The organism is Kitasatospora sp. NPDC088861 (assembly GCF_044750105.1).
In the GTDB taxonomy this organism is placed as follows: Bacteria; Actinomycetota; Actinomycetes; order Streptomycetales; family Streptomycetaceae; genus Kitasatospora.
On sequence record NZ_JBIVJF010000005.1, the window covers coordinates 1 to 22,625 of the forward strand.

At 76.5% G+C, this 22,625-nt stretch carries 3 protein-coding genes and 1 rRNA gene; all 4 read left to right on the plus strand.

Annotated features, from left to right (window positions below):
* Positions 1-92: ribosomal RNA gene (rrf, locus tag ACIP37_RS11490) — 5S ribosomal RNA — on the plus strand; the annotation flags it as partial.
* A 388-nt stretch (positions 93-480) separates the two neighbouring features.
* Entirely contained in the window at positions 481-1,074 is a 594-nt protein-coding gene (locus ACIP37_RS11495) for a hypothetical protein (RefSeq protein ID WP_400806142.1), read from the plus strand.
* Between the two features lie 1,040 nt (positions 1,075-2,114).
* Positions 2,115-3,464, plus strand: coding sequence for a serine hydrolase domain-containing protein (locus tag ACIP37_RS11500; protein ID WP_400806139.1), 1,350 nt, complete (start codon positions 2,115-2,117; stop codon positions 3,462-3,464).
* A 201-nt stretch (positions 3,465-3,665) separates the two neighbouring features.
* Positions 3,666-22,610: a non-ribosomal peptide synthase/polyketide synthase gene (locus ACIP37_RS11505; RefSeq protein ID WP_400806137.1), complete on the plus strand. Its 18,945-nt coding sequence runs from the start codon at positions 3,666-3,668 to the stop codon at positions 22,608-22,610.
* The last annotated feature ends 15 nt before the right edge of the window (positions 22,611-22,625 follow it).

Here is a 22,625-nt window from a genome sequence, read left to right on the forward strand (position 1 = left end):
CGCCCGGTTACATTCCGAACCCGGAAGCTAAGCCTTACAGCGCCGATGGTACTGCAGGGGGGACCCTGTGGGAGAGTAGGACGCCGCCGAACAATCATTCACAGAGAACCCCCATCCGGGAAACCGGATGGGGGTTCTCTGCATTTCTAGGGCTTAATGGCTGAAGGGCGTTACGGCCTCAGAGCTGGAGTTTGAATCCGAGGTGCGACGGGACGAAGCCGAGCCTCTCAGAGAGGCGGCGGTCGTCGGTCATGCCAGGTGTGCGCATGACTATGGACAAGGGGGGTGATCGAGCCATCGCCCTGACCTGAATCTGTCGACAGGACCGTTCGACGGTCGCGTCGCCCCCGGGCTCCCGCACCCCCTGACGTGCACCTCCGCAGCCGCCGTTCGAACCCGGGAGGGGGCGCCGGCCGTGATATCGGCCGAGGCCGGTCGGCGGACGGCGGACGGCGCGAGGACGGATGCGGGAGGACAGCGATGGCCTGGTACCAGGGGCAGAGCCGGATCACGGTGACGGCGGTGGAGGGGCAGTGGCCGCAGCGGGCGGTGGTGACGGTGCGCGGCGGCCGTCCGGTCGAGATTCCCGGGACGGTCGGTGCGAGCCACCTCGTGGACGCCGAGCGCTGGGAGCTCGACCTGGAGCACCGGCGGGAGGGCGAGTGGTGTCCCAACATCCGCGCGGTGCAGGGGCGCTGGCAGGAGGTCCGGGGTGTGCTGACGCAGGTGGTGCACAGTCGCAACCGGGACGGGGGCGGTGACCGCAGCGACCGGAACCTGGTGCTGCGGATCGAGCGGGTCGAATCGGGCGGCGGCGCGCCCGTGGACGTGGCCGCACAGGGCCGCGCGACCGCGCCGCGCACCTCGACGGACCGGCCGGTGGCGGCGTCCGGGGCGTCGGCCCCGCGGACTTCTGCCGCGCCGGTGCGCGGGACGTCGACCACCTCGTCGGCGTCGACCGTGCGGACCAGCGGTTCGGGGGCCGGGTCGGCCCCGTCCGCTCCGTCGCGCGCGGTGACGTCCACCGGTGGCACGGCGACCCGGCCCTCGACCGGCAGCTCCTGGCAGGGCTGACGGGTGTTCTGAGCCCCGAGCCCGCCCGCGTTCCGGCGCGCGGCGGATCCGCTCGGTCGCCCCGCGCCCCGGGGTGGCCGAGCGCGGCGGTCCTTCCGTGGCCCGGGGGCGGCAGACGCGAACCGGGCCACGCGCGCGACGGGGCGCGCGCGCACCACGGCACAAGCGCATCGGGGCACACGCGCATCAGAGCCCTCATTGATTCACTCGCGACGCACCTGATCTGTTCCGTCGCATTCCTGCACAACCGCCCCAGGCGTCAGGGGAATCACTCGGCTATTCCCTGCGGAAACCCGGCCGGGTGGCCGGGGGGATCCGGGTGCCACAGTTTCGGCCAAAGAATTCACACCCGTCATCAGGCGTTCCGGGCGTGGCCGGGAGTCACACCAGCGATTTTGCGGTTCCGATTCCGGGGAGAGTCGCTTTCCGTTCAATCGCCAGGGGTTGCGAGCGGGTGACCCGCCGTGAAGACTGTTCCGCGTTCGTCGTTCCGAGCGTTCGGGCCGTCAAGGTATTGCCCGGTCCTCGCGACGGTTGTGGCAGGTTCCGCACGGTGGTTGCGGGGAGGGATCGCAGGGGGGATAGGCATGCCGGGCGCAACGATCGCACAGGTCAGGGCCGTTGGAGCGGCCGACTGGAGCGTTCGGGATTCCTGTCCGGCCCCGCCTGCGGGGTGAGGTCATTCGGCGGTCGGCCGTTCGCCGCTCACTGTTCCCGCTCACCGTTCCCCCGTTCGCCGTTCCTGGGCGGCGTGGAATTCGGGTCGCATTCGCACCGTCCGGTCGGGGAGCGCCGAAGCGGCCCGGAACGGCTCCCCTGGGGTGCGTGCGGCGCCCTGTCGGGAGCTGTCGGGGATTCCCGTTCGCACCCGTCGGCCGTCATCGGCAGGGCTTCCGTCGATTCCCGTTCTTCCCACGAGTCTTGAGTCGAGGAGCGCAGGTGGCAGGAAATTTCACGGCGTGCTCCACAGTAATCCGGAATTCATCCGCGGACGCTTGCCGCGCCCGCATCTGAGAACCAGTCAACGGGAGCGTCCGCCCATGCCGTACCCCAGTTCCGCGCCGGTCCGCGAGCGCGCGCCGTTCCTCTTACGCCGCGAACTGCAGCACCGGCTCGACACGCTCGCGCGCACCCACCGGGTGCCCGGCGCCCAGGTGGTGCTGGACACCGGCTCGGAGGTCGTGGCCCTGCACACCGGTGTGGCCGACGCCGCCACCGGTGCGCCCTTCACCGGGGACACCGTCGTGCCGGTGGGGTCGCTCACCAAGCCCTACACGGCCGCTCTGGTGATGCTCCTCGCCGACGACGGCGACCTCGACCTCGACGACCGGGTCGCCGATCACCTGCCCGAGCTCCGCCGGATGCCCGCAGTAACGATTCGCCAACTCCTCAGCCACACCGGCGGACTGCCCACCGGGCCGGACTCCGACGCCGCCGCCCGGACCACCGCGGCGCACTACCTGTCGTCCGTGTGCACGGCGGGGGACGCGCTCTTCCCGCCCGGGACGGACTTCTCCTATTCCAACGCCGGCTACGTCGCCGCCGGGCGCCTGGTGGAGGCGGTGACCGGGATGCCCTGGCACGAGGCCGTGGCCGCCCTGCTGCTCGAACCGCTCGGCACCGTGCCCGTGTTCGTCGACGCGAGCGCACCCGCTCGCCCGGTCGCCGCCGGGCACGCGCTCAACGCCGCGACCGGCCGGGCCCGGCCGGTCCGGCAGAACCTGGCCCCGCTGGAGGCCCCGGCCGGCGCCCTGCTGGCGAGCGCCGCGGACCTCGCCGCGCTCGGCGGCGCCCTGGTCGGCCGGGCCAAGGCCCTGCCCCCCGCCGTCGCCGAGGAGATGCGCCGCCCGCAGCCCGGCGCCCGGCCGGGTGCGCTCGCGGACGGCTGGGGCCCGGGGCTCGCCCTCTACCAGCAGGACGGCCGGCTGTGGTGCGGCCACGACGGCAACGCCATGGGGACCTCCTGCCACCTGCGGGCCGACCCCGACAGCGGCGTGGTGGTCGCCTTCGCGGGCAACGCCGCCGCCGCCACCGCGCTCTGGCGCGAGCTCGCGGCCGACCTGGCCGAGCTGGCGGGCGTCCGGGTGCCCGCCGCGATCGCACCCGTGGGCGCGGGCGAGCCCGCCCCCCTGCCCGAGTGCGCGGGCACCTACCGCAACGGTTCGATCCGGTACCTCGTCGAGCCCGCGGGCGACGGATCGTCCACGCTCTCCGTGGACGGAGACCTGCCGATACCCCTGCGCTGTTTCGCCGACCTCTCCTACGACCTGCTCGCCCCCGACACCGGCCGCCCCGAGCCGGGCGGGCGCTTCCACCGCGATCCCGCCACCGGCGTGATCGACCGGGTGCAGGTGTCCGGGCGCACGGCGCGTCGCGCCGACCCCGCCTGAGGCGCCTTTCGCCCGCCTGCCGCCGCCGCTGCTCGTCGCCTGAGGCGTCCGCCGCCGCGCCGCCGCCGCGCCGACGCCGCTCCACCGGGCTCACCCCCCGCTCGTTCCGTTCCCCCGGCCCCCGTTCCCGGGTCCGAGGGCCTGCCCCCGTCTGCCCCGGCGCCCGCATCGCCTCCTCCCCGTCCGGAAGGACCTTCCGCCATGACCGACCGGCCTGCCCAGCCCGTGCGTTCGTCCGCTCCGCCGCAGGCCGGCGACACCCCTGGCGCCCCGGGGACCGAGGCCGCCCCGCCGCCGGCGCACCCGACGCTCGACGCGCTGTTCGCCGCCCAGGTGGCCCGCGCGCCGCACGCGCCCGCGGTGACCGACGGCCGGCGCAGCTGGACGTACCGGGAACTGGCCGACCGGGTCGAGCACCTGGCCCGCGACCTCGCGCGGCGCGGCGCCGGGACGGACCGGACGGTGGCGCTCGTCCTGCCGCGCTCGATGGAACTGGTCGCGGCGGAGCTGGCCGTCGCCCGGACGGGCGCCGCCTTCCTGCCCGTGGATCCGGCCTACCCCGCCGGGAGACGGGCGCTGATGCTCGCCGACGCCGCCCCCGCCGTCGTCCTGGACGATCCGGCCCGGGTCCGCGCGCTGTTGGAGGCCGACCCGGCCAGCGCCGCAGACACGCCCGACGCCGGCCTGGCGGGCCCGACCGGTACCGCGCTGCCGGGCCCGGCCGGTACCGACCACGCGGCGTACGTGATCTACACCTCGGGCTCCACCGGGACGCCCAAGGGCGTGATCGTCACCCACCGGGGGATCGGCGGCTTCGCCGAGGCGGCCCGCGCGCACTACTCCGTGCGCCCCGGAGACCGGGTGCTGCAGTTCTCCTCGCCCAGCTTCGACGCCTCCGTCCTCGAACTGTTCATCTCCGTCCTGGCCGGGGCCACGCTGGTGATCCCCCCGCACGGCCCCTGGCTGGGCGAGGAACTCGCCGCCGTGCTCGACGAGCACCGCATCACCCACGCCCTCATCCCGCCGGCCGCCCTGGCCACCGTGCCCGGCGGTGCGGGCCGCCATCTGCGCACGCTGATCGTCGGAGCCGAGGCCTGCCCCGCCGAACTGGTCGACCGCTGGGCGCCCGGCCGGCGCATGATCAACTCCTACGGCCCGACCGAGGCGACCATCGTCGCCACCTGGACCGGCCCGCTGGCCGCCGGCAGCGGCGCACCCCCCATCGGCGGCGCGTTGCCGCACACCCGGGCGTACGTGCTCGACGCGGCCATGCGGCCCCAACCGCCAGGTGCCGACGGCGAGTTGTACGTCGGCGGAGAGGGCGTGGCCCGCGGCTACCTGGGCCGCCCCGGCCTGACCGCCGGGCGCTTCGTCGCCGACCCCTTCGGCCCGCCCGGCGCCCGGCTCTACCGCACCGGAGACCGCGCCCGGTGGACCGCCGACGGGGAGCTGGAGTTCCTCGGCCGGCTCGACCGACAGGTGAAGATCCGCGGCTTCCGGATCGAGCCGGGGGAGATCGAGGCCGCCCTGCGGGCGCACCCCGCCGTCGACCAGGCCGTCGTCGTGGTCCGGGAGGACGAACCGGGTCGCGAACGCCTGGTCGGCTACGCCACGCCCGCCGACCCGGAGCACGCCCCGGACCCGGCGGAGCTGCGCGCGGCGCTGGCCGCCGCCCTGCCGGCCCACCTGGTGCCGTCCGCCGTGGTCGTCCTGGCCGCGCTGCCGCTCACCCCGCAGCACAAGATCGACCAGCAGGCGCTGCCCGCCCCCGCCCGCTCCGGCGCGGCCGGGCCCGTCGCCCCGCGCACCGAGCGCGAACGCGCCCTGGCCAGCATCTGGGCCGAGGTCCTCGGCGTCGACGCGGTGGGCGCGGCGGACGACTTCTTCGACCTGGGCGGCGACTCGATCCTCGCCGCCCGGACCCTGGCCCGGGTCGCCGAGCGGCTGGGCGTCCGGCTCACGCTCCGGGACGTCTTCACCGCGCGGACCGTCGCCGCCTTGGCCCCGCTGGTGGACGAGCGGCACACCGCCGCGCCGCCGGAGCCGATCCCGCCCGCCCCGCGCGAGGAGCCGTTGCCGCTGTCCAGCGCCCAGCGCCGCCTGTGGTTCCTCGACGACCTCACCGTCGGGGGGACGGAGTACAACACCGGCGTGGCCCTGCGGCTGCGCGGAACGACGGACCCGGCGGCCCTGCGCCGGGCCCTGGGCCGACTCGCCGCCCGGCACGACTCGCTGCGCACCACCTTCGCCACCGTCGACGGGCAGCTCGTGCAGCGCGTCGCGGCGGAGGGCACCCTGCCGCTGCGCACCGCGGACGTCGGCGACCGGCCGGCCGGGGAGCGCGCCGAGGTGGCCGAACGGCTGCTGACCGAGGAGCTGAACCGGCCCTACGACCTGACGGACGGCCCGCTCGCCCGGGCACTGCTGGTCCGCCTCGCCGCCGACGAGCACCTGCTGCTGCTGGCGCAGCACCACATCATCACCGACGGCTGGTCGGTGGGCGTCCTCACCCGCGAACTGGCCGCGCTCTACCGGGCGGAGGCCTCCGGCGAACCGGACGCGCTCGCCGCCCCCGCCCTCCAGTACCCCGACTTCGCGCGCTGGGAGCAGCACCGGCGGACCCAAGCCGGGGCAACGGACGCGCCGGACCTCGCCTACTGGAAGCGGAACCTGGCGGAGCTGCAACCCCTGCAACTGCCCACCGACCGGCCCCGGCCCGCCCAGCGCACGACGAACGGCGCGGCGCACCGCCACCGCCTCCCGGCCGAACTGGTGGCCCGGCTGCGGCACCTCGCCGCGGGCCGCGGTACGACGCTGTTCACCCTGTTCGCGGGGGCGTCCGCGCTGCTGTTCTCGCGCTACTCCGGCCAGCGGGACGTGGCGTTCGGCACCGTCACCACCGGGCGCGACCGGCGGGAGCTGGAGGAGGTGACCGGCTTCTTCGTCAACACCGTGGTGCTGCGCGGCGACGTGGACGAGCGGGCCACCGTCGACCGGTTCGTGGAGAGCGTGCGCACCACCCTGCTGGACGCCTTCGCCCACGCCGCGGTGCCCTTCGACCGGGTGGTCGAGGAACTGGCCCCGCCCCGGGACCCGAGCCGCACCCCGCTGGTCCAGGTCATGGTCGTCCAGCAGAGCCCCACCACCCCGCCGCCCGCCGGAGGCCTGCGCTTCGAGGACCACCCGCTGCCCCGCCCGGCCGCCCGGTTCGACCTGGTACTGGAGTTCACCCCGGAGGACACCGGCGGCTGCGCGCTGACGGTGGAGTACAACACGGACCTGTTCGACGCCCGGACGGTGGCCCGGATGGCGCGCCACCTGCACCGCCTGCTGGCGGGCATGGCGGACGGCCCGCAGCGCATCCTCGCCGAACTGCCCATGCTCTCCGAGGAGGAGCAGCGCACGCTGCTCGACTCCTGGAACCCGCCCGCGCACGCCGCCGGCGACCTCCCGGACACCGTGCCGCCCGTGCTGCCCGGGCTGTTCGAGGCGCAGGCGGCCCGTACGCCCGGGCGGACCGCCGTCGGCTGCGGCCCGGTGCGGCGGGACTACGCGGAGGTCAACCGGCGGGCCAACCGCCTCGCCCGGCTGCTGGTCGCCCGGGGCGCGGGCCCCGAGCGGCTGGTCGCGCTGTGCCTGCCGCGCTCCGCAGACCTGCCGTCGGTGCTGTGGGCGGTGCTCAAGTCGGGTGCGGCGTACCTGCCGGTGGACCCGGGCTACCCGGCCGAGCGGATCCGCTTCATGCTGGCCGACGCCGGGCCCGCGCTGGTCCTCGCCACCCGGGAGACGGCGGCCGCGCTGCCCGAGGGGTGGCCCGTCCTGCTGCTGGAGGACGGCGCCGGCCTGGCCGCCGACGCCGGCGGCCCGGATGACACCGGCCTGGCCGCTGCCGGCCCGGCGGACACCGACGACACCGGGGACGCCGACCTCACGGACGCCGACCGCCTCCGGCCGCTGCTGCCGGAGCACCCCGCCTACGTCATCTACACCTCGGGGTCGACCGGCCGGCCCAAGGGCGTCGTGATCACCCACCGCAGCGTCGTCGCCCTCGCCCGCTGGGCGGCCGAGCGGTTCGGGCCCGGCGGGCTGGACCACGTGGTCGCCGCCACCTCGCTCAACTTCGACGTGTCGGTCTTCGAACTGCTCTGCCCGCTGCTGGCGGGCGGGAGCGTCGAGGTGGTCGCCGACCTCGCCGCCCTCGCCGAGGAGCCGGCCCCGCGCCGCGTCGGCCTGGTCAGCGGCGTGCCCTCGGTGATCTCCCGGCTGCTCGCCGGGGGCGCCGCCCCGGTCGACGCGGCCACCGTCGTGCTGGCCGGCGAGGCCCTCTCCGCCCAGGCGGTGGGCGACCTGCGGCGCGCCCTGCCCGGCAGCGCGATCGCCAACATCTACGGCCCCACCGAGGCCACCGTCTACGCCACCGCCTGGTTCGCCGGTGACCGGCTGCCGGAGCAGGCGCCGCCGATCGGCAGGCCGCTCGCACTGACCCGGACGTACGTCCTGGACGCCGGGCTTCGCCCGCAACCGCCGGGCGTGGTGGGCGAGTTGTACCTCGGGGGCGGCGGCCTGGCGCGCGGCTACCTGGGCCGCCCCGGGCTGACCGCCGCCCGGTTCGTCGCCGACCCGTACGGCGCGCCGGGGGAGCGGATGTACCGCACCGGAGACCGGGTGCGGTGGAACGCCGACGGCGACCTGGAGTACCTCGGCCGGATCGACCAGCAGGTCAAGGTGCGCGGCTTCCGGATCGAACTGGGCGAGGTGGAGGAGGCGCTGCGGCGCTGCGAGGGCGTGGCGGAGGCGGCTGCCACCGTCGCCGACGGCGGGGGCAACCGGCGCCTGGTCGGCTACGTGGTCCCCGTCCCGGGCGGGCGGGTGGAGCCCGAGGCCGTGCGCCGGGCGCTCGGCCTGGCCCTGCCCGACTACCTGGTGCCCTCGGTCGTCGTGCCGCTGCCCGCGCTGCCGCTCAACCCCAACGGCAAGCTCGACCGGAGCCGGCTGCCCGCCCCGGGGCCGGCCGTGCCCGCCGTACGCCACGTCGCCCCCCGGACCCCCGCCGAACAGGCGCTCGCCACCATCTGGGCGGAGGTGCTGCGGCTGGAACGGGTCGGCGCGGACGACAACTTCTTCGACCTCGGCGGCGACTCCATCCTCGGCATCCAGGTGGTAGCCCGCTCCCGGCAGGTGGGGCTGGCGGTGACCTCCGGGGACCTCTACCGGCACCAGACGGTCGCCGCGCTGGCCCGGTGCGCGGACGACGCCGAACGGCCGGCCGTGACCGCCCGGGTGGCCGCCACCGGGGTGGGCGTCCTGACCCCGATCCAGCGCTGGTGGCTCGACCGGGCCGCCGGGCGCGCCGGGCACTTCAACCAGGCGCTCTCCCTCCTGCTGGGCGCCGACGTGGACCGGGCGGCGCTGGAGGACGCCCTGAACGACGTGGTCGCCCACCACGACGCGCTGCGCTCGGCCTTCACAGCCGACGCCGGAGAGTCCGACCCCGCAGAGCCCCGTACCGCAGAGTCCGACGCCGGAGAGTCCGACCCCGCAGAGCCCCGCGACGGCGAGATCGGTACCGGCCCCGGCGTGCGCTGGCGGATCGACGACCGGGCGCCCCGGATCCGCCTGGGCCGGCACACCGGCCCGGACGGCGACACCCCGCACTTCGGCCCCTTCGACCTGGGCGGCGAAGGCCCGCTGCTGCGCGCCGTGCTGCACGAGCGCGGTGCGGGGCAGCCGCCGGTCCTGCACCTGGCCGTCCACCACCTGGTCGTCGACGGGGTCTCCTGGCGGGTGCTGGCGGAGGACCTCGACACGGCCTACCGCGCCCGCCGCGACGGCCGGGACGGGGCGGCGGCCCTGCCGGCGAAGTCCTCCCCGCTGCGGCAGTGGGGCCAGCGGCTCGGCGCCCACGCCGCGGCCGGAGGCTTCGAGGACGAGACGGAGTACTGGGCGCGGGCCGTCCCCGCGCAGGACGGTGACGCCCCGGCGGACCCGTTCCCGGCCGACCTCTCGGGGGCCGACACCCACGCCTCGGCCCGCTCCGTCACCGTGCGCCTCGACCCCGCCGACACCACCGCCCTCCTGCGCACCCTGCCCGACACCTATCGCACCCAGGCCAACGACGTGCTGCTGAGCGCCCTCGGCCGGGCCCTGTGCGGGGCGAGCGGCCTGGAGCGGGTCGTGGTGGACGTCGAGGGGCACGGGCGCGAGGAGTTGTTCGCCGATCTCGACCTGAGCCGCACGGTCGGCTGGTTCACCACCCGGCACCCCGTGGCGCTGGCCGTGCCCGCCGGGGCCGACTGGGACGGCGTCCTCAAGCGGGTCAAGGAGCAGCTGCGCGCCGTCCCCCGACGGGGCCTCGGATTCGACGCCCTGCGCCACCTGGGGCGCCCCGGCACGGCCCCCGACGCCCCGGCCGCGCGGATCAGCTTCAACTACCTCGGCCGGATGTCCTTCCCGCAGGACGCGGCCGGGCTCTACCGCGGCACCTTCCGGCCCCTGGAACTGGACGCCGACCCGCGCGTCGAGCGCCCGCACGCCCTGGAGGTGGTCGGCCGGCTCGACGGCGACGCGCTGGAGTTCAGCTGGTTCTACTCCGGCGCCGTGCACCGGCGCGACACCGTCGAGGCCCTGGCCCGGCGCTTCGCCGCCGAGCTGGCCGACCTCGCGCGGTACGCGGCCCGCCCGGGCGCCGCCGGGCGCACCCCGTCCGACTTCCCGCTGGCCCGGCTCGACCAGGCGGCCGTGGACCTGATCACCGGCGACGCCCCGGGCGCGGTGGAGGACGTCCTCCCGCTGACGCCGACCCAGTCCGGGATGCTCTTCCACGGCCTGGCCGAGGAGGACAGCGGCGCCTACTTCCAGCAGCTGGACTTCGTCCTGGACGGCGTGCCCGACCCGGGGCGGCTCGCCGCCGCCTGGCAGTGGGTCACCGACCGAACCCCGGTGCTGCGCGCCCACGTCCGCTGGCAGGAGGTGCCCGAGCCGCTGCTGGTGGTGCGGCGGCGGGCGGCCGTGCCGGTCACCCACCTGGACTGGCGCGAGCTGCCCGAGTCCGAGCGCCGGGGCCGGCTGGCCGAGCTCCTGGACCGCGACCGGGCCCGCGGCCTGGACCTGGCCCGGGCCCCGCTCCAGCGCCTGCTGCTCATCCGCCTCTCCGACACCCGCGTGCGCGTGCTGTGGTCCTTCCACCACCTCGTCCTGGACGGCTGGAGCCTCTTCCAGGTGCTGTCGGACGTGTTCGCCGTGCACGCCGCGCTGGCCCGCTCCGGGCCGGAGACGGGAGAAGTCCCGTCCGGTACCGTGCCGTCCGGCACCGACCCCTTCGGCACCGAGCCCTTCGGCACCGTCCCGTACGGCACGGTGCCGGAGCGCCGGCCCTACCGCGACTTCGTGGCCTGGCTGCGCGAGCGCGACCCGGCGGAGGCCGAGCGGCACTGGCGCGGGCGCCTGGCCGGGCTGGCCGAGCCGACGCCGCTGCCGTACGACCGCGAGCCGCGCCAGAGCCACCGCGCGGAATCCACCCGGGCCGTGCCGTTCACCCTCCCCGCCGCCGCGACCCGGGCGCTGGAAGGCCTCGCGCGCAGCTCCGGCCTGACCCTGAACACCCTGGTCCAGGGCGCCTGGGCGATCCTGCTGGGCCGTCAGGCGAACCGGGACGAGGTGGTGTTCGGCACCACCTCGTCCGGGCGGCCGCCCGAGCTGCCCGGCGTCGAGTCGATGACCGGCCTGTTCATCACCACCCTGCCCACCCGGACGGTCGTGCCCGCTGACGGCACCCTGCTCGACTGGCTCCGCACGCTGCAACGGGAGCAGGGCGAGGACCGGCGCCACGGCTTCGTCCCGCTCACCCGCCTGCGGGCCGCCACCGTCCTCCCCGAGCAGACCGCCCTGTTCGACAGCATCGTCGTCTTCGAGAACTACCCGGTCGAGGACGACGCGGCCGCCGCGCACGGCCTGCGCCTGCGCGACCTGGACGGGATCGAGACCACCAACTACCCGCTCGCCCTGCTGGCCTACCCGGGGCCGGAGCTGGCCCTGCGGCTGTGCTACGACCCTCGGCTGTTCGACGAGGCCACCGTCCGGCGGATGGCCGGGCAGCTCACGGCCGTCCTGACGGGACTGCCCCGGGGCGCCGGGAGCCCTCCCGCGCGCGTGCCGCTGCTGACCGCCGGGGAGCGCCGGCGGATCCTCGTGGACTGGAACGCCACCGCCGTCGAACGGACCGAGCGCGACATCGCCGACCTGTTCGCCGAGCAGGTGCGCCGCAACCCGGACGCCGTCGCCCTGGAGGCGGGCCACGAGCGCCTCAGCTACCGCGACCTCGACGCCCGCGCCGCCGCCCTGGCGGGCCGGCTGGCCGCGCTCGGCGTCGGCGTCGAACACCCGGTCGGCGTGCTCATGGACCGCTCCGTCGACCTGGTCGTCGCCCAGCTGGCGCTGGTCCGGACCGGCGGGGTCTACGTGCCGCTGGACGGCAGGGCGCCGCGCGAGCGGCTGCACCTGATGCTGGCCGAGGCCGGCGCGGACCTGCTGCTCACCGACGCGCACCGGGCGAGCGCCGCCGAGGAACTGCTCCCCGCCGAGCGGGTGCTGCGCGTCGACCGGCCGGACGGGCCGCACGCCGCCGACGGGCCGCACGCCGCCGACCGGCCGCACGTCGCCGACCGGCCGGGCCCGGCCGCCCCGGCCGCGGCCCCGGTGCCCCACCCCGACAACGTCCAGTACCTGATGTTCACCTCGGGTTCCACCGGCACCCCCAAGGGCGTCGCGGTGCGCCGGCGCGACGTCGCCGCGCTCGCCCTGGACCGCGCCTTCACCGGCCACGACCGGGTGCTCGTGCACTCCCCGCACGCCTTCGACGCCGCCACCTACGAGCTGTGGGTGCCGCTGCTGCGCGGCGGCACCGCCGTACTGGCCCCGCCGGAGGACCTGGACGCCGCCGCCGTCCGCCGCGCCGTCACCGAGCAGGGCGTGCAATGCCTGTGGCTGACCGCCGGCCTGTTCCGGCTCCTCGCCCAGGAGGACCCGGGCTGCCTGCGCGGCGCCCGGGAGGTGTGGACCGGCGGCGAGGCGGTGCCCGGCGCGGTCGTGCGCCGCGTCCTGGAGGCCTGCCCCGACCTCACCGTGGTCGACGGCTACGGCCCGACCGAGACCACCACCTTCGCCACCCGCCGGGCCTTCCGCCCCGGGGACCGGCTGCCCGCCGTGCTGCCGATCGGACGCCCGCTGGACGACACCCGGGTGTACGTGCTGGACGGCGCCCTCCAACCGCAACCGCCCGGCATCACCGGCGAGTTGTACATCGCCGGCGCCGGAGTCGCGCGCGGCTACGCGGGCCGGCCCGGCGAGACCGCCGCCCGCTACCTCGCCGACCCCTTCGGGCCGCCCGGCGGCCGGATGTACCGCACCGGCGACACCGCCCGGTGGAGCGAGGACGGCGAACTGCACTTCGTGGGCCGCGCGGACGACCAGATCAAGATCCGCGGCTTCCGCATCGAACCCGCCGAGATCGAGGCACGGCTCACCGCCCACCCGGCCGTCGCGGAGGCCGTCGTCTCGCTCCACGAGGACGCGGGGCGCAAGCGGCTGGCCGCCCACCTGGTGCCGACCGGCGGCGCCGAGCCGCCCTCCGCCACGGCGCTGCGCGCCCACCTGGCCGCCGACCTGCCCGACTACATGCTGCCCGCGGCCTTCGTCACGGTCTCCGAACTGCCGCTGACCGCCAACGGCAAGGTGGACCGCCGACGGCTGACCGCCCCCGACTGGTCGGCGACGGGCGACCGCGCCCACCGCGCCCCGACCACCGACACCGAACGCGTCCTCACCGCGATCTGGGCGGAACTGCTCGGCGTGGAGCGGGTCGGGGTCGACGACGACTTCTTCCTGCTCGGCGGCGACTCGATCCTGAGCATCCAGGTCGTCTCCCGCGCCCGCGCCGCCGGTCTCGCGCTGTCCCCCCGCGACCTGTTCCGGCACCCCACCGTCGCCGCGCTGGCCGCCGCCGCCGGTACCGCCGTCACCGTCGCCGGGACCGAACCGGTCAGCGGAGAGGTGGGCCTGACACCCATCCAGCACTGGTTCCTCGACCCGCACCCGCCGTACGCCGCGTCCTTCGACCAGTCCGTCGTGGTGGAGGCTCCCGGCGAGGTCGACCCGCAGGCCCTGCGCCGCGCCCTGACCGCCCTGTGGGCCCACCACGACGCCCTGCGTTCCCGCTTCACCACCGGGGAGGACGGCGCCTGGCAGCAGCACTGCGCCCCCGCGGACGCCGCCGCCCCCGAACTGCTGGAGGTCGTCGACCTCGGCGCCCTGGACCGGGCGGCGGCCGAGGCCGCCGAGGCCCGGGCCACCGAGGCCGCGCACGCCGCGTTCCGGCTGGACACCCTCCCGCTGCTCACCGCCCGCCTGTTCACCACCGACGGCACCCGGCCCGCCCGGCTGCTGCTGGCCGTACACCACCTGGTCGTCGACGGGGTCTCCTGGCGGATCCTGCTGGAGGACCTGGAGACCGCCTACCGGCAGGCCGTGGAGGGCCGGCCGCTGCGCCTGCCCGCCCGCACCACCTCCGTCCGGGAGTGGACCCGCCGCCTGCGCGAGCACACCGCGGCCGGCGGCTTCGCGTCCCGGCGCGCCCACTGGGCGGCGGCTGCCCGGCACTGCGCGGCCGTGCTGCCGGTGGACGGCGACGGCGGCAACACCGCCGCCGACCTGCGCGCCGTCACCGTCCGGCTGGACCGCGAGCGCACCGGGGACCTGCTGCGCAAGGTCCCCGGGGTCTACCGCACCCGGATCGACGACGTCCTGCTCACCGCCCTGGGCCGGGTGCTCGCCGAGTGGACCGGACGGCGCACCGTCGCGATCGGCCTGGAGGGGCACGGCCGCGAGGACCAGCTGTTCGAGGACATCGACCTGTCCCGCACGGTCGGCTGGTTCACCTCGCTCTTCCCCGTCGCCCTCGACGTCCCGGACGGGGACTGGGGCACCGCGCTGAAGGCCGTCAAGGAGCAGCTGCGGGCGGTGCCGGAGCGCGGCCTCGGCTACGGCGCGCTGCGCCACCTCGCCCGGGACGAGCAGCTCGCCGACGCCCCGGCCCCCGGGATCAGCTTCAACTACCTGGGCCGCTTCGACTGGTCCGCCGACGGCGCCGCCCTGGTCCGCGCCGTCCCCGGCGGCCTCGGCGGCGCGGAGGCGCCCGGCACCGAGCGCCCGCACCTGCTGGACGTCGTCGCCCGGGTCGAGGACGACCGGCTGGAGATCGGCTGGTACTACAGCGCGGGCCGGCACCACGAACGGACCGTCACCGCGCTCGCGGACGCCATGCTGCGGGCCCTGGAGGACCTCGTCGCCCACTGTGCCGAGCCCGGCGCCGGCGGCCGCACCCCCGCCGACTTCCCGCTGGCCCGGCTGGACCAGGCGGCGGTGGACCGGATCGCCGGGGACGGCCGCCGCGTCGCGGACGTGTACCCGCTGACGGCGATGCAGGCGGGCATGCTCTTCCACAGCCTGCTGGACCCGGACGCCCACACCTACGTCAACCAGGTCCAGCTGGTCCTCTCCGGGGTCACCGACCCGCACGCCCTGGCCGCCGCCTGGCAGCAGACCGTGGACGCCAACGCGGTGCTGCGCACCCGGCTCGCCTGGCAGGACACCGCCGAACCGCTCCAGGTCGTCCAGCACCGGGCCGCCGTCCCGGTGACCCACCACGACTGGGCCGGCCGGCCGGCCGACCGGATCGAGCGGGACACCGCCCGGCTGCTCGCCGAGGACCGGGCGGCCGGCCTCGACCTGGCCGCCGCACCGCTGATGCGGCTGACCCTGGTCCGGCTGTCGCCGACCCGGGTGCGGGTGGTGTGGACCTTCCACCACGTCCTGCTCGACGGGTGGAGCGCGGCCCAGGTCTTCGACGAGGTGTGCGAGCGGTACGCCGCCCTGGCCGCCGGGCGCCGGCCGAACCCGGTCGCGCGCGCCCCCTTCGCCGACTACCTGCGCTGGCTGTCCGGGCAGGACCCGGCGCGGGTCGAGCGGTACTGGCGCGACACGCTGGCCGGGTTCCCCGCCCCCACCGAACTGCCCCGCGACCGGCGCCCGGCCGAGGCGCACCGCGCGTCGTCCTCGGCATCGGTGCGGGTGACCCTCGACAACGACCTGTCGGAGCGGCTGCGGACCACCGCCCGGCAGGCCGGGCTGACCGTCAACACCGTGCTCCAGGGCGCCTGGGCGCTGCTGCTCTCCCGCTACGGCGGTGGGGACGACGTGGTCTTCGGCACGATCGTCTCCGGCCGGCCCGCCGAACTCCCGGGCGTCACCTCGATGGTCGGGCTGTTCATCAACGCGCTGCCCACCCGGGTGCGGATCGACGCCGGCCGCTCGCTGCTGGAGTGGCTGCGGGAGCTCCAGGACGCCCAGTCGGAGGCCCGCCGCTACGACGCCGTCTCCCTGGCGCAGCTCCAGAATTGGAGCGAACTGCCAGGCGGCACGGCCCTGTTCGACAGCATCGTGGTCTTCGAGAACTACCCGTTCGACGCGCAGGCGCTGACCCGGCACGGCCTGGGCGTCGAGACCGAGCACGTCCTGGAGCCGACCAACTACCCGCTCGGCGTGGTGGTCGCCCCCGGCGACGCCATCGCGGTCAGCCTCGACCACGACCCGGCCGTCTTCGACACCGCCACCGTCGAGGCGCTCGGGGCGGGCCTGTGCACCCTGCTGACGGCGATGGCGGACGGCCTCGACCGGCCGCCGGCGCACCTGCCGCTGCTCGACCCGCCGCGGGGGCGCGAACTCGTCGACCGCTTCGGCGGGGCGGCGGTCGAGGCACCGCAGGACACCGTGCCCGAGGCCTTCGCCCGGCAGGCCGCCCGCACGCCCGACGCCCCGGCCGTCCGCTGCGGCGACGTGCAGCTGACCTACCGGGAGCTCGACGAACGGGCCAACCGGCTGGCCCGGCTGCTGATCGCGGCCGGCGCCGGGCCCGAGCGGTTCGTCGCGCTCGCGCTGCCCCGCACCGCCGACCTGGCCGTGGCGCTGCTGGCGGTGCTCAAGAGCGGCGCCGCCTACCTGCCGGTCGACCCCGGGTACCCGGCCGAGCGGATCGCGTTCCTCTTCGCGGACGTCCGGCCCGACGCCGTGGTCACCGACGCGGAGACCGGAGGGCGGCTGCCGGCGGGCCCGTTCACCCGGATCGTGCTCGACGACCCCGGGTGCGCCGAACGGCTCGCCGCCGCCCGCCCCGACGCCGTGCGCGACGACGAACGGCTCGGCGCCCTGCTGCCGCAGCACCCCGCGTACGTCATCCACACCTCCGGCTCGACCGGCCGCCCCAAGGGCGTCGTGGTCGCCCACGCCTCGGTCCTGGCCCTGACCGACTGGGCCGCCGCCGAGTTCGCCGACCACGGCCTGGCCCACGTGGTGGCCGCCACCTCGCTCAACTTCGACGTGTCGGTGTTCGAGATCTTCTCGCCCCTGCTCGCCGGCGGCTGCGTGGAACTCGTCCGGGACCTGCTGGCCCTGGCCGAGCGCCCCGGGCCGTGGCGGGCCGGCCTGCTCAGCGCGGTGCCCTCCGCCCTGGGCGGCCTCCTCGCGGAGGACGCCGTGCACCTCGGCGCGGACACCGTCGTCCTGGCCGGCGAGGCCCTGCCCGCCCGCACCGTGCGCCGGCTGCGCGAGGCCGTCCCCGGCTGCCGGGTGCTGAACATCTACGGCCCCACCGAGGCCACCGTCTACGCCACCGCCTTCGCCTGCGACCCCGCCGACCCCGACCGCGACCCGCCGATCGGCCGCCCGGTCGGCGGCGCCCGGGCCTACGTCCTGGACGACCGGCTGCGCCCGGTGCCCGTCGGCGCGCCGGGGGAGCTGTACCTGGCCGGCACCGGCGTCGCCCGCGGCTACCTGCGCCGCCCGGGCCTGACCGCCGCCCGGTTCCTGCCCGACCCCTTCGGCCCGCCCGGGCGCCGGATGTACCGCACCGGGGACCTGGTGCGCTGGACGGCCGACGGCGACCTCCGCTACCTCGGCCGCGCGGACGACCAGGTCAAGGTGCGCGGCTTCCGGATCGAACTCGGCGAGGTCGAGGCCGCGATGGCCCGCCACCCGCAGGTGTCGGCCGCCGCCGCCCGGGTCGTCGACCACGACGGCCACCGGCGCCTGGTGGGCTACGCGGTGGCCCGTGACGGCGCACTGCCCGACCCCGTCGAGTGGCGTGCCTTCCTCGGGCACACCCTCCCCGACCACCTGGTGCCCGCACTGGTGGTGCCGCTGGACCGGCTGCCGCTCGGCGCCACCGGCAAACTCGACCGCCGCGCGCTGCCCGCCCCGGTGTGGGCCGCCCCGGCCGCAATCGGCGCCCGGCCTCCGCGCACCGAGGCCGAACGCACCCTCGCCGCGATCTGGCGCGAGGTGCTCGGCGTACCCGACGTGGGCGCGGACGACAACTACTTCGCGCTCGGCGGCGATTCGATCCTGGGCATCCAGATCGTCTCGGCGGCCCGCCGGGCCGGCCTCGCACTCACCCCCCGGCACCTGTTCGCCCACCAGACCCTGGCCGAACTCGCCCTCGCCGCCGAGGAGTCGCCGAGCCCGGCGGTCGCCGCCGAACAGGGCGCCGTGGTCGGCGACGCCCCGCTCACCCCCGTCCAGCACTGGCTGCTGGACACCCTCGGCGGGGACACCGCCCAGTTCACCCAGTCGGTCTCCTTCACCCTCGCCCCCGGCACCGAGGAGCCCCTGCTGCGGGCCGCGCTCGCCGCCGTCCTGGACCACCACGACGCGCTGCGCCTGCGGTTCGAGCCGCTCGGCGACGGGCGGTGGCGCCAGCACGGCACCGCGCCCGGCGACCTGCCGGAGCTGCGCACCCACGAGCTGCCCGCCGCACCGGCGCAGGAGCGCGAGGCGACGCTGCGCGAGCTGGCCGAGCGCCTGGCCGCGGGCTTCGACCTGGCCGAAGGGCCGCTGCTGCGGGCCGCGCTGTGCCGCTTCGACGGCGAACGGCACCCCGTCCTGCTGCTGGCCGCGCACCACCTGGTGGTCGACGCGGTGTCCTGGCGCGTGCTCCTGGAGGACCTGGACACCGCCCACCGTGCGCTGCGGGCGGGCGAACACCCCGACCTCGGCCCCAAGAGCACCTCCTTCCGGGCCTGGGCCGAACGGCTCGCCGAGCACACCGCGGCCGGCGGCTTCGACGACGAGCACGCCCACTGGTACGGGCTGGAGCACGGCGCCGCGACCGCCCTGCCGACCGACCTGGACGGTGCCAACACGGCCGCCACCGAGGAGTCGCTGGACCTCGCCCTGGACGCCGAGGACACCCGCCGGCTGCTCCAGGACGTCCCGGAGGTCTACCGCACCCGGGTCAACGACGTCCTGCTCTGCGCCCTGGGCCGGGTGCTGGCCCGCTGGACCGGCCGGGACCGGGTGACGGTCGCCCTGGAGGGCCACGGCCGCGAGGAGCTGTTCGACGGAGTCGACCTCTCCCGGACCGTCGGCTGGTTCACCACGCTGTACCCCGTGGCCCTGGACATGCCCCGGGGCGCCGACACCGGCACCGCCCTGAAGACCGTCAAGGAGAACCTGCGCGCCGTACCGCGCGGCGGGCTCGGCTACGGCGCCCTGCGCCACCTGCGGCCCGCCGCCACTGTCGAGCCCCGGCTGCCCGACCTGCCGCAGATCGGCTTCAACTACCTGGGCCGGCAGGACTGGACCCCCGCCCCCGGCGGCCTGCTGCACGCCCCGTCCGGCCCGCTCACCGGCGGCATGGACCGGGCGGCGGACCGGCCGCACCTGCTGGACGTGCTCGGCCGGGTGAGCGACGGGAAGCTGGCGTTCACCTGGTCGTACTCCCGCGCGGTGCACCACCGCGCGACCGTCGCCCGGCTCGCCGCCGAACTGCTGGACGAGCTGCGGGAGATCGTCCGCCACTGCGCCGAACCCGGCGCGGGCGGCCGCACCCCCGCCGACTACCCGCTGGCCCCCCTGGACCAGGCCGCCGTCGACCGACTGGCCGGCACCGGACGGGACGTGACGGAGATCCAGCCGCTCACCCCCACCCAGACCGGCATGGTGCTGCACGGCCTGGACGAGGCCGAACACGGCCTGTACGTCGAGCAGATCACCTTCGTGCTGGACGGCGCCCGCGACCTGCGGCCGCTGGCCGCCGCCTGGCAGCACGTCGTCGACCGCACCCCCGTGCTGCGCACCGCCGTCGTCCTGCGCGACGTGCCCGTACCCCTCCAGGTGGTCCACCGGGACGTGACGCTGCCGGTCACCGAACACGACTGGAGCGCACTGCCGCAAGCCGAGCGCGAAGCCCGCCTGGAGCGGCTGCTCGCCGACCAGCGGGCCCGCCCGCTGGCCCTGGACCGGGCCCCGCTGCTGCGGCTCGACCTGATCCGGCTCGGGCCGGACGCGGCGCGCGTGGTGTGGACCTTCCACCACGTGCTGCTCGACGGGTGGAGCGTCTTCCACGTCCTGTCCGACGTCCTGGCCGCCCACGCCGCGCTCGCCCGCGGCGACCGGCCGGGCCTGCCCGAGCGCCGGCCCTTCGCGGACTACGTCGGCTGGCTCGCCGCCCGCGACACCGCCGCCGCCACGGAGCACTGGCGCGGCGTCCTGGCGGACCTCACCACCACGGCGCTGCCCTACGACCGCAAGCCCGCCCAGGGCGACACGGCCCGCTCCGGGGCCTGGCTCTCGCACCTCCTGGCCGAGGCCGAGACGGAGCGGCTCCAGGAGTTCGCCCGCCGGCACCGCCTCACCCTCAACACCCTGGTGCAGGGCGCCTGGGCGCTGCTGCTGTCGCGGTGGAGCGGGGAGCAGCGGGTGTGCTTCGGCACCACCGTCTCCGGGCGCCCGGCCGACCTGGCCGGCTCCGACGCCATCGTCGGCCTGTTCATCACCACCCTGCCCGCCCATGTCACCGTCGACGGCTCACAGCCCTGTGCCGCCTGGCTGCGCGCGCTCCAGGAGGAGCAGGCCGAGGACCGCCGCTTCGACCACCTGCCGCTGGCCGCGATGCACGGCCTGAGCGGGCTTGCGCCCGGGACGGCGCTGTTCGACAGCCTGGTGGTCTTCGAGAACTACCCGGTCGGCGACGCGACGGCCGGCGCCCACGGCCTGCTGATCCGCGAACTGGACGCCAGGGAGGCCACCAACTACCCGCTCACCGTGGTCGTCTCGCCCGGCGACCGGCTCGCCGTCGAACTCGGCCACGACCCCCGGTACATCGACCGGGCCACCGCCGAGAAACTGGCCGCCCAACTGCTGCACACCCTCGCCGCGCTGGCCGGTTCGGACGGCACCGCCCGCCTGGACGACCTCGACCTGCTGCCGCCCGGGGAACGCGAGCGGCTGCTGCGCGGCCCGGCCCGCCCGGCGGGCGGCCCGGTGCCCCCGGCGGCCCTGCCCGCCCTGGTCGAGGCCGCCGTGGACCGCCGGCCGCACGCCCCGGCGCTGAGCGCCCCCGGGCTGGAGCTGACCTTCGCCGAGGCCGAGGCGCACGCCAACCGCCTGGCGCACCGGCTCATCGCGCGCGGCGCCGGCCCCGGCGAGGTGGTCGCCCTCCTGCTGCCGCGCTCGGCGGACATGGTGCTCGCCCAGCTGGCGGTGGCGAAGACCGGCGCCGCGTTCCTGCCGGTCGACCCCCACTACCCCGACGAGCGCGTCGAGTTCATGCTGCGCGACGCGGCGCCCGCACTCACCCTGGACGCCAAGGAGGTCGCGGCGCTGCTGGCCGCCCCGCCGGACGGCGCCCCCGACCACCGCCCCGCCGACCCCGACCGGATCCGCCCGCTCGACCTGGACGACCCCGCCTACGTCATCTACACCTCCGGCTCCACCGGCACCCCGAAGGGCGTCGTCCTCACCCACCGCGGGCTGGCCGCCTTCGCCGCCGCCGAGGCCGAGCACTACCAAGTCGTGCCGGGTGACCGGGTGCTGGCCTTCGCCACCCCCAGCTTCGACGCCTCCGTGCTCGAACTGTGCATGTCCCTGCCGCACGGCGCCCGGCTGGTGGTGCCCGCGCCCGGACCGCTGCTCGGCGCCCAACTGGCCGAGGTGCTCCGGGCGGAGGCGATCACCCACACCCTGCTGCCGCCGGCCGCCCTCGCCACCCTGCCCGCCGACACCCCCGGCACGCTGCCCGCGCTCAGGACCCTGGTGGTCGGCGCCGAAGCGTGCGGCGCCGACCTGGTGGCCCGCTGGGCCCCGCACCACCGCATGGTCAACTCCTACGGTCCCACCGAGGCCACCGTGGTCGCCGCCTGGTCCGCGCCGCTGGCCCCGGACGGCGCCGCGCCGCCGATCGGCCGCCCGCTGCCCGGCACCGGCGCCTACGTCCTCGACGCCCGGCTCCGGCCGGTGCCCGACGGCGTCACCGGCGAACTGTGGCTGAGCGGACCGGCCCTGGCCCGCGGCTACCTCGGCCGGCCGGGCCTGACCGCCGCCCGCTTCACCGCCGACCCGTACGGGCCGCCCGGCACCCGGATGTACCGCACCGGGGACCTGGTGCGCCGCGACCACCGGGGCGAACTGCACTACTTGGGCCGCATCGACCACCAGCTCAAGCTGCGCGGCCACCGCATCGAGGCGGGCGAGGTCGAGGCCGTCCTGGCGCGCCACCCGGCCGTGCTGGACGCCGTGGTGACGGTGCGGGAGGACGAGCCCGGGCTGCCCCGCCTGGTCGCGCACCTGCTCGCGGCCCCCGGCGCCGAACCGCCGACCGGCGCCGAACTGCGCGCCCTGGCCGCCCGCTCCCTGCCCGGCCACCTCGTCCCCTCGGCCTTCGCGGTCCTCGACCGCTTCCCGCTCACCGCGAGCGGCAAGACCGACCGCGCCGCCCTGCCCGCCCCCGCACCGGAGGAGGAGCAGCGGCCCGGCCGGCTGGCGCCCCGCACGCCCACCGAGGAGGCCGTGGCCGAGATCTGGGCCGAGACCCTGCGGACGGCCGTGGGCGTGACGGACGACTTCTTCCAGCTGGGCGGCGACTCCATGCGGGCCCTGCTGATCGCCTCCCGCGCCAACGATGCCTTCGGCGTCACGCTCACCCCCCGCGACGTCCTGGTCTCCCGCACCGTGGCCGCCCTGGCGGAACTGGTGGAGGACCAGGTGCTGAGCGAACTCGAAGACGCCGCGTCCGGCGGCCCCGACGATGACGAACGATGACGAACGGTGAGGATC

Excerpts from the sequence above, each read along its gene's own strand:
- ACIP37_RS11500 (WP_400806139.1), top strand. The coding sequence starts at position 2,115 with ATGCCGTACCCCAGTTCCGCGCCGGTCCGCGAGCGCGCGCCGTTCCTC.
- ACIP37_RS11505 (WP_400806137.1), top strand. The coding sequence starts at position 3,666 with ATGACCGACCGGCCTGCCCAGCCCGTGCGTTCGTCCGCTCCGCCGCAG.
- ACIP37_RS11495 (WP_400806142.1), top strand. The coding sequence starts at position 481 with ATGGCCTGGTACCAGGGGCAGAGCCGGATCACGGTGACGGCGGTGGAG.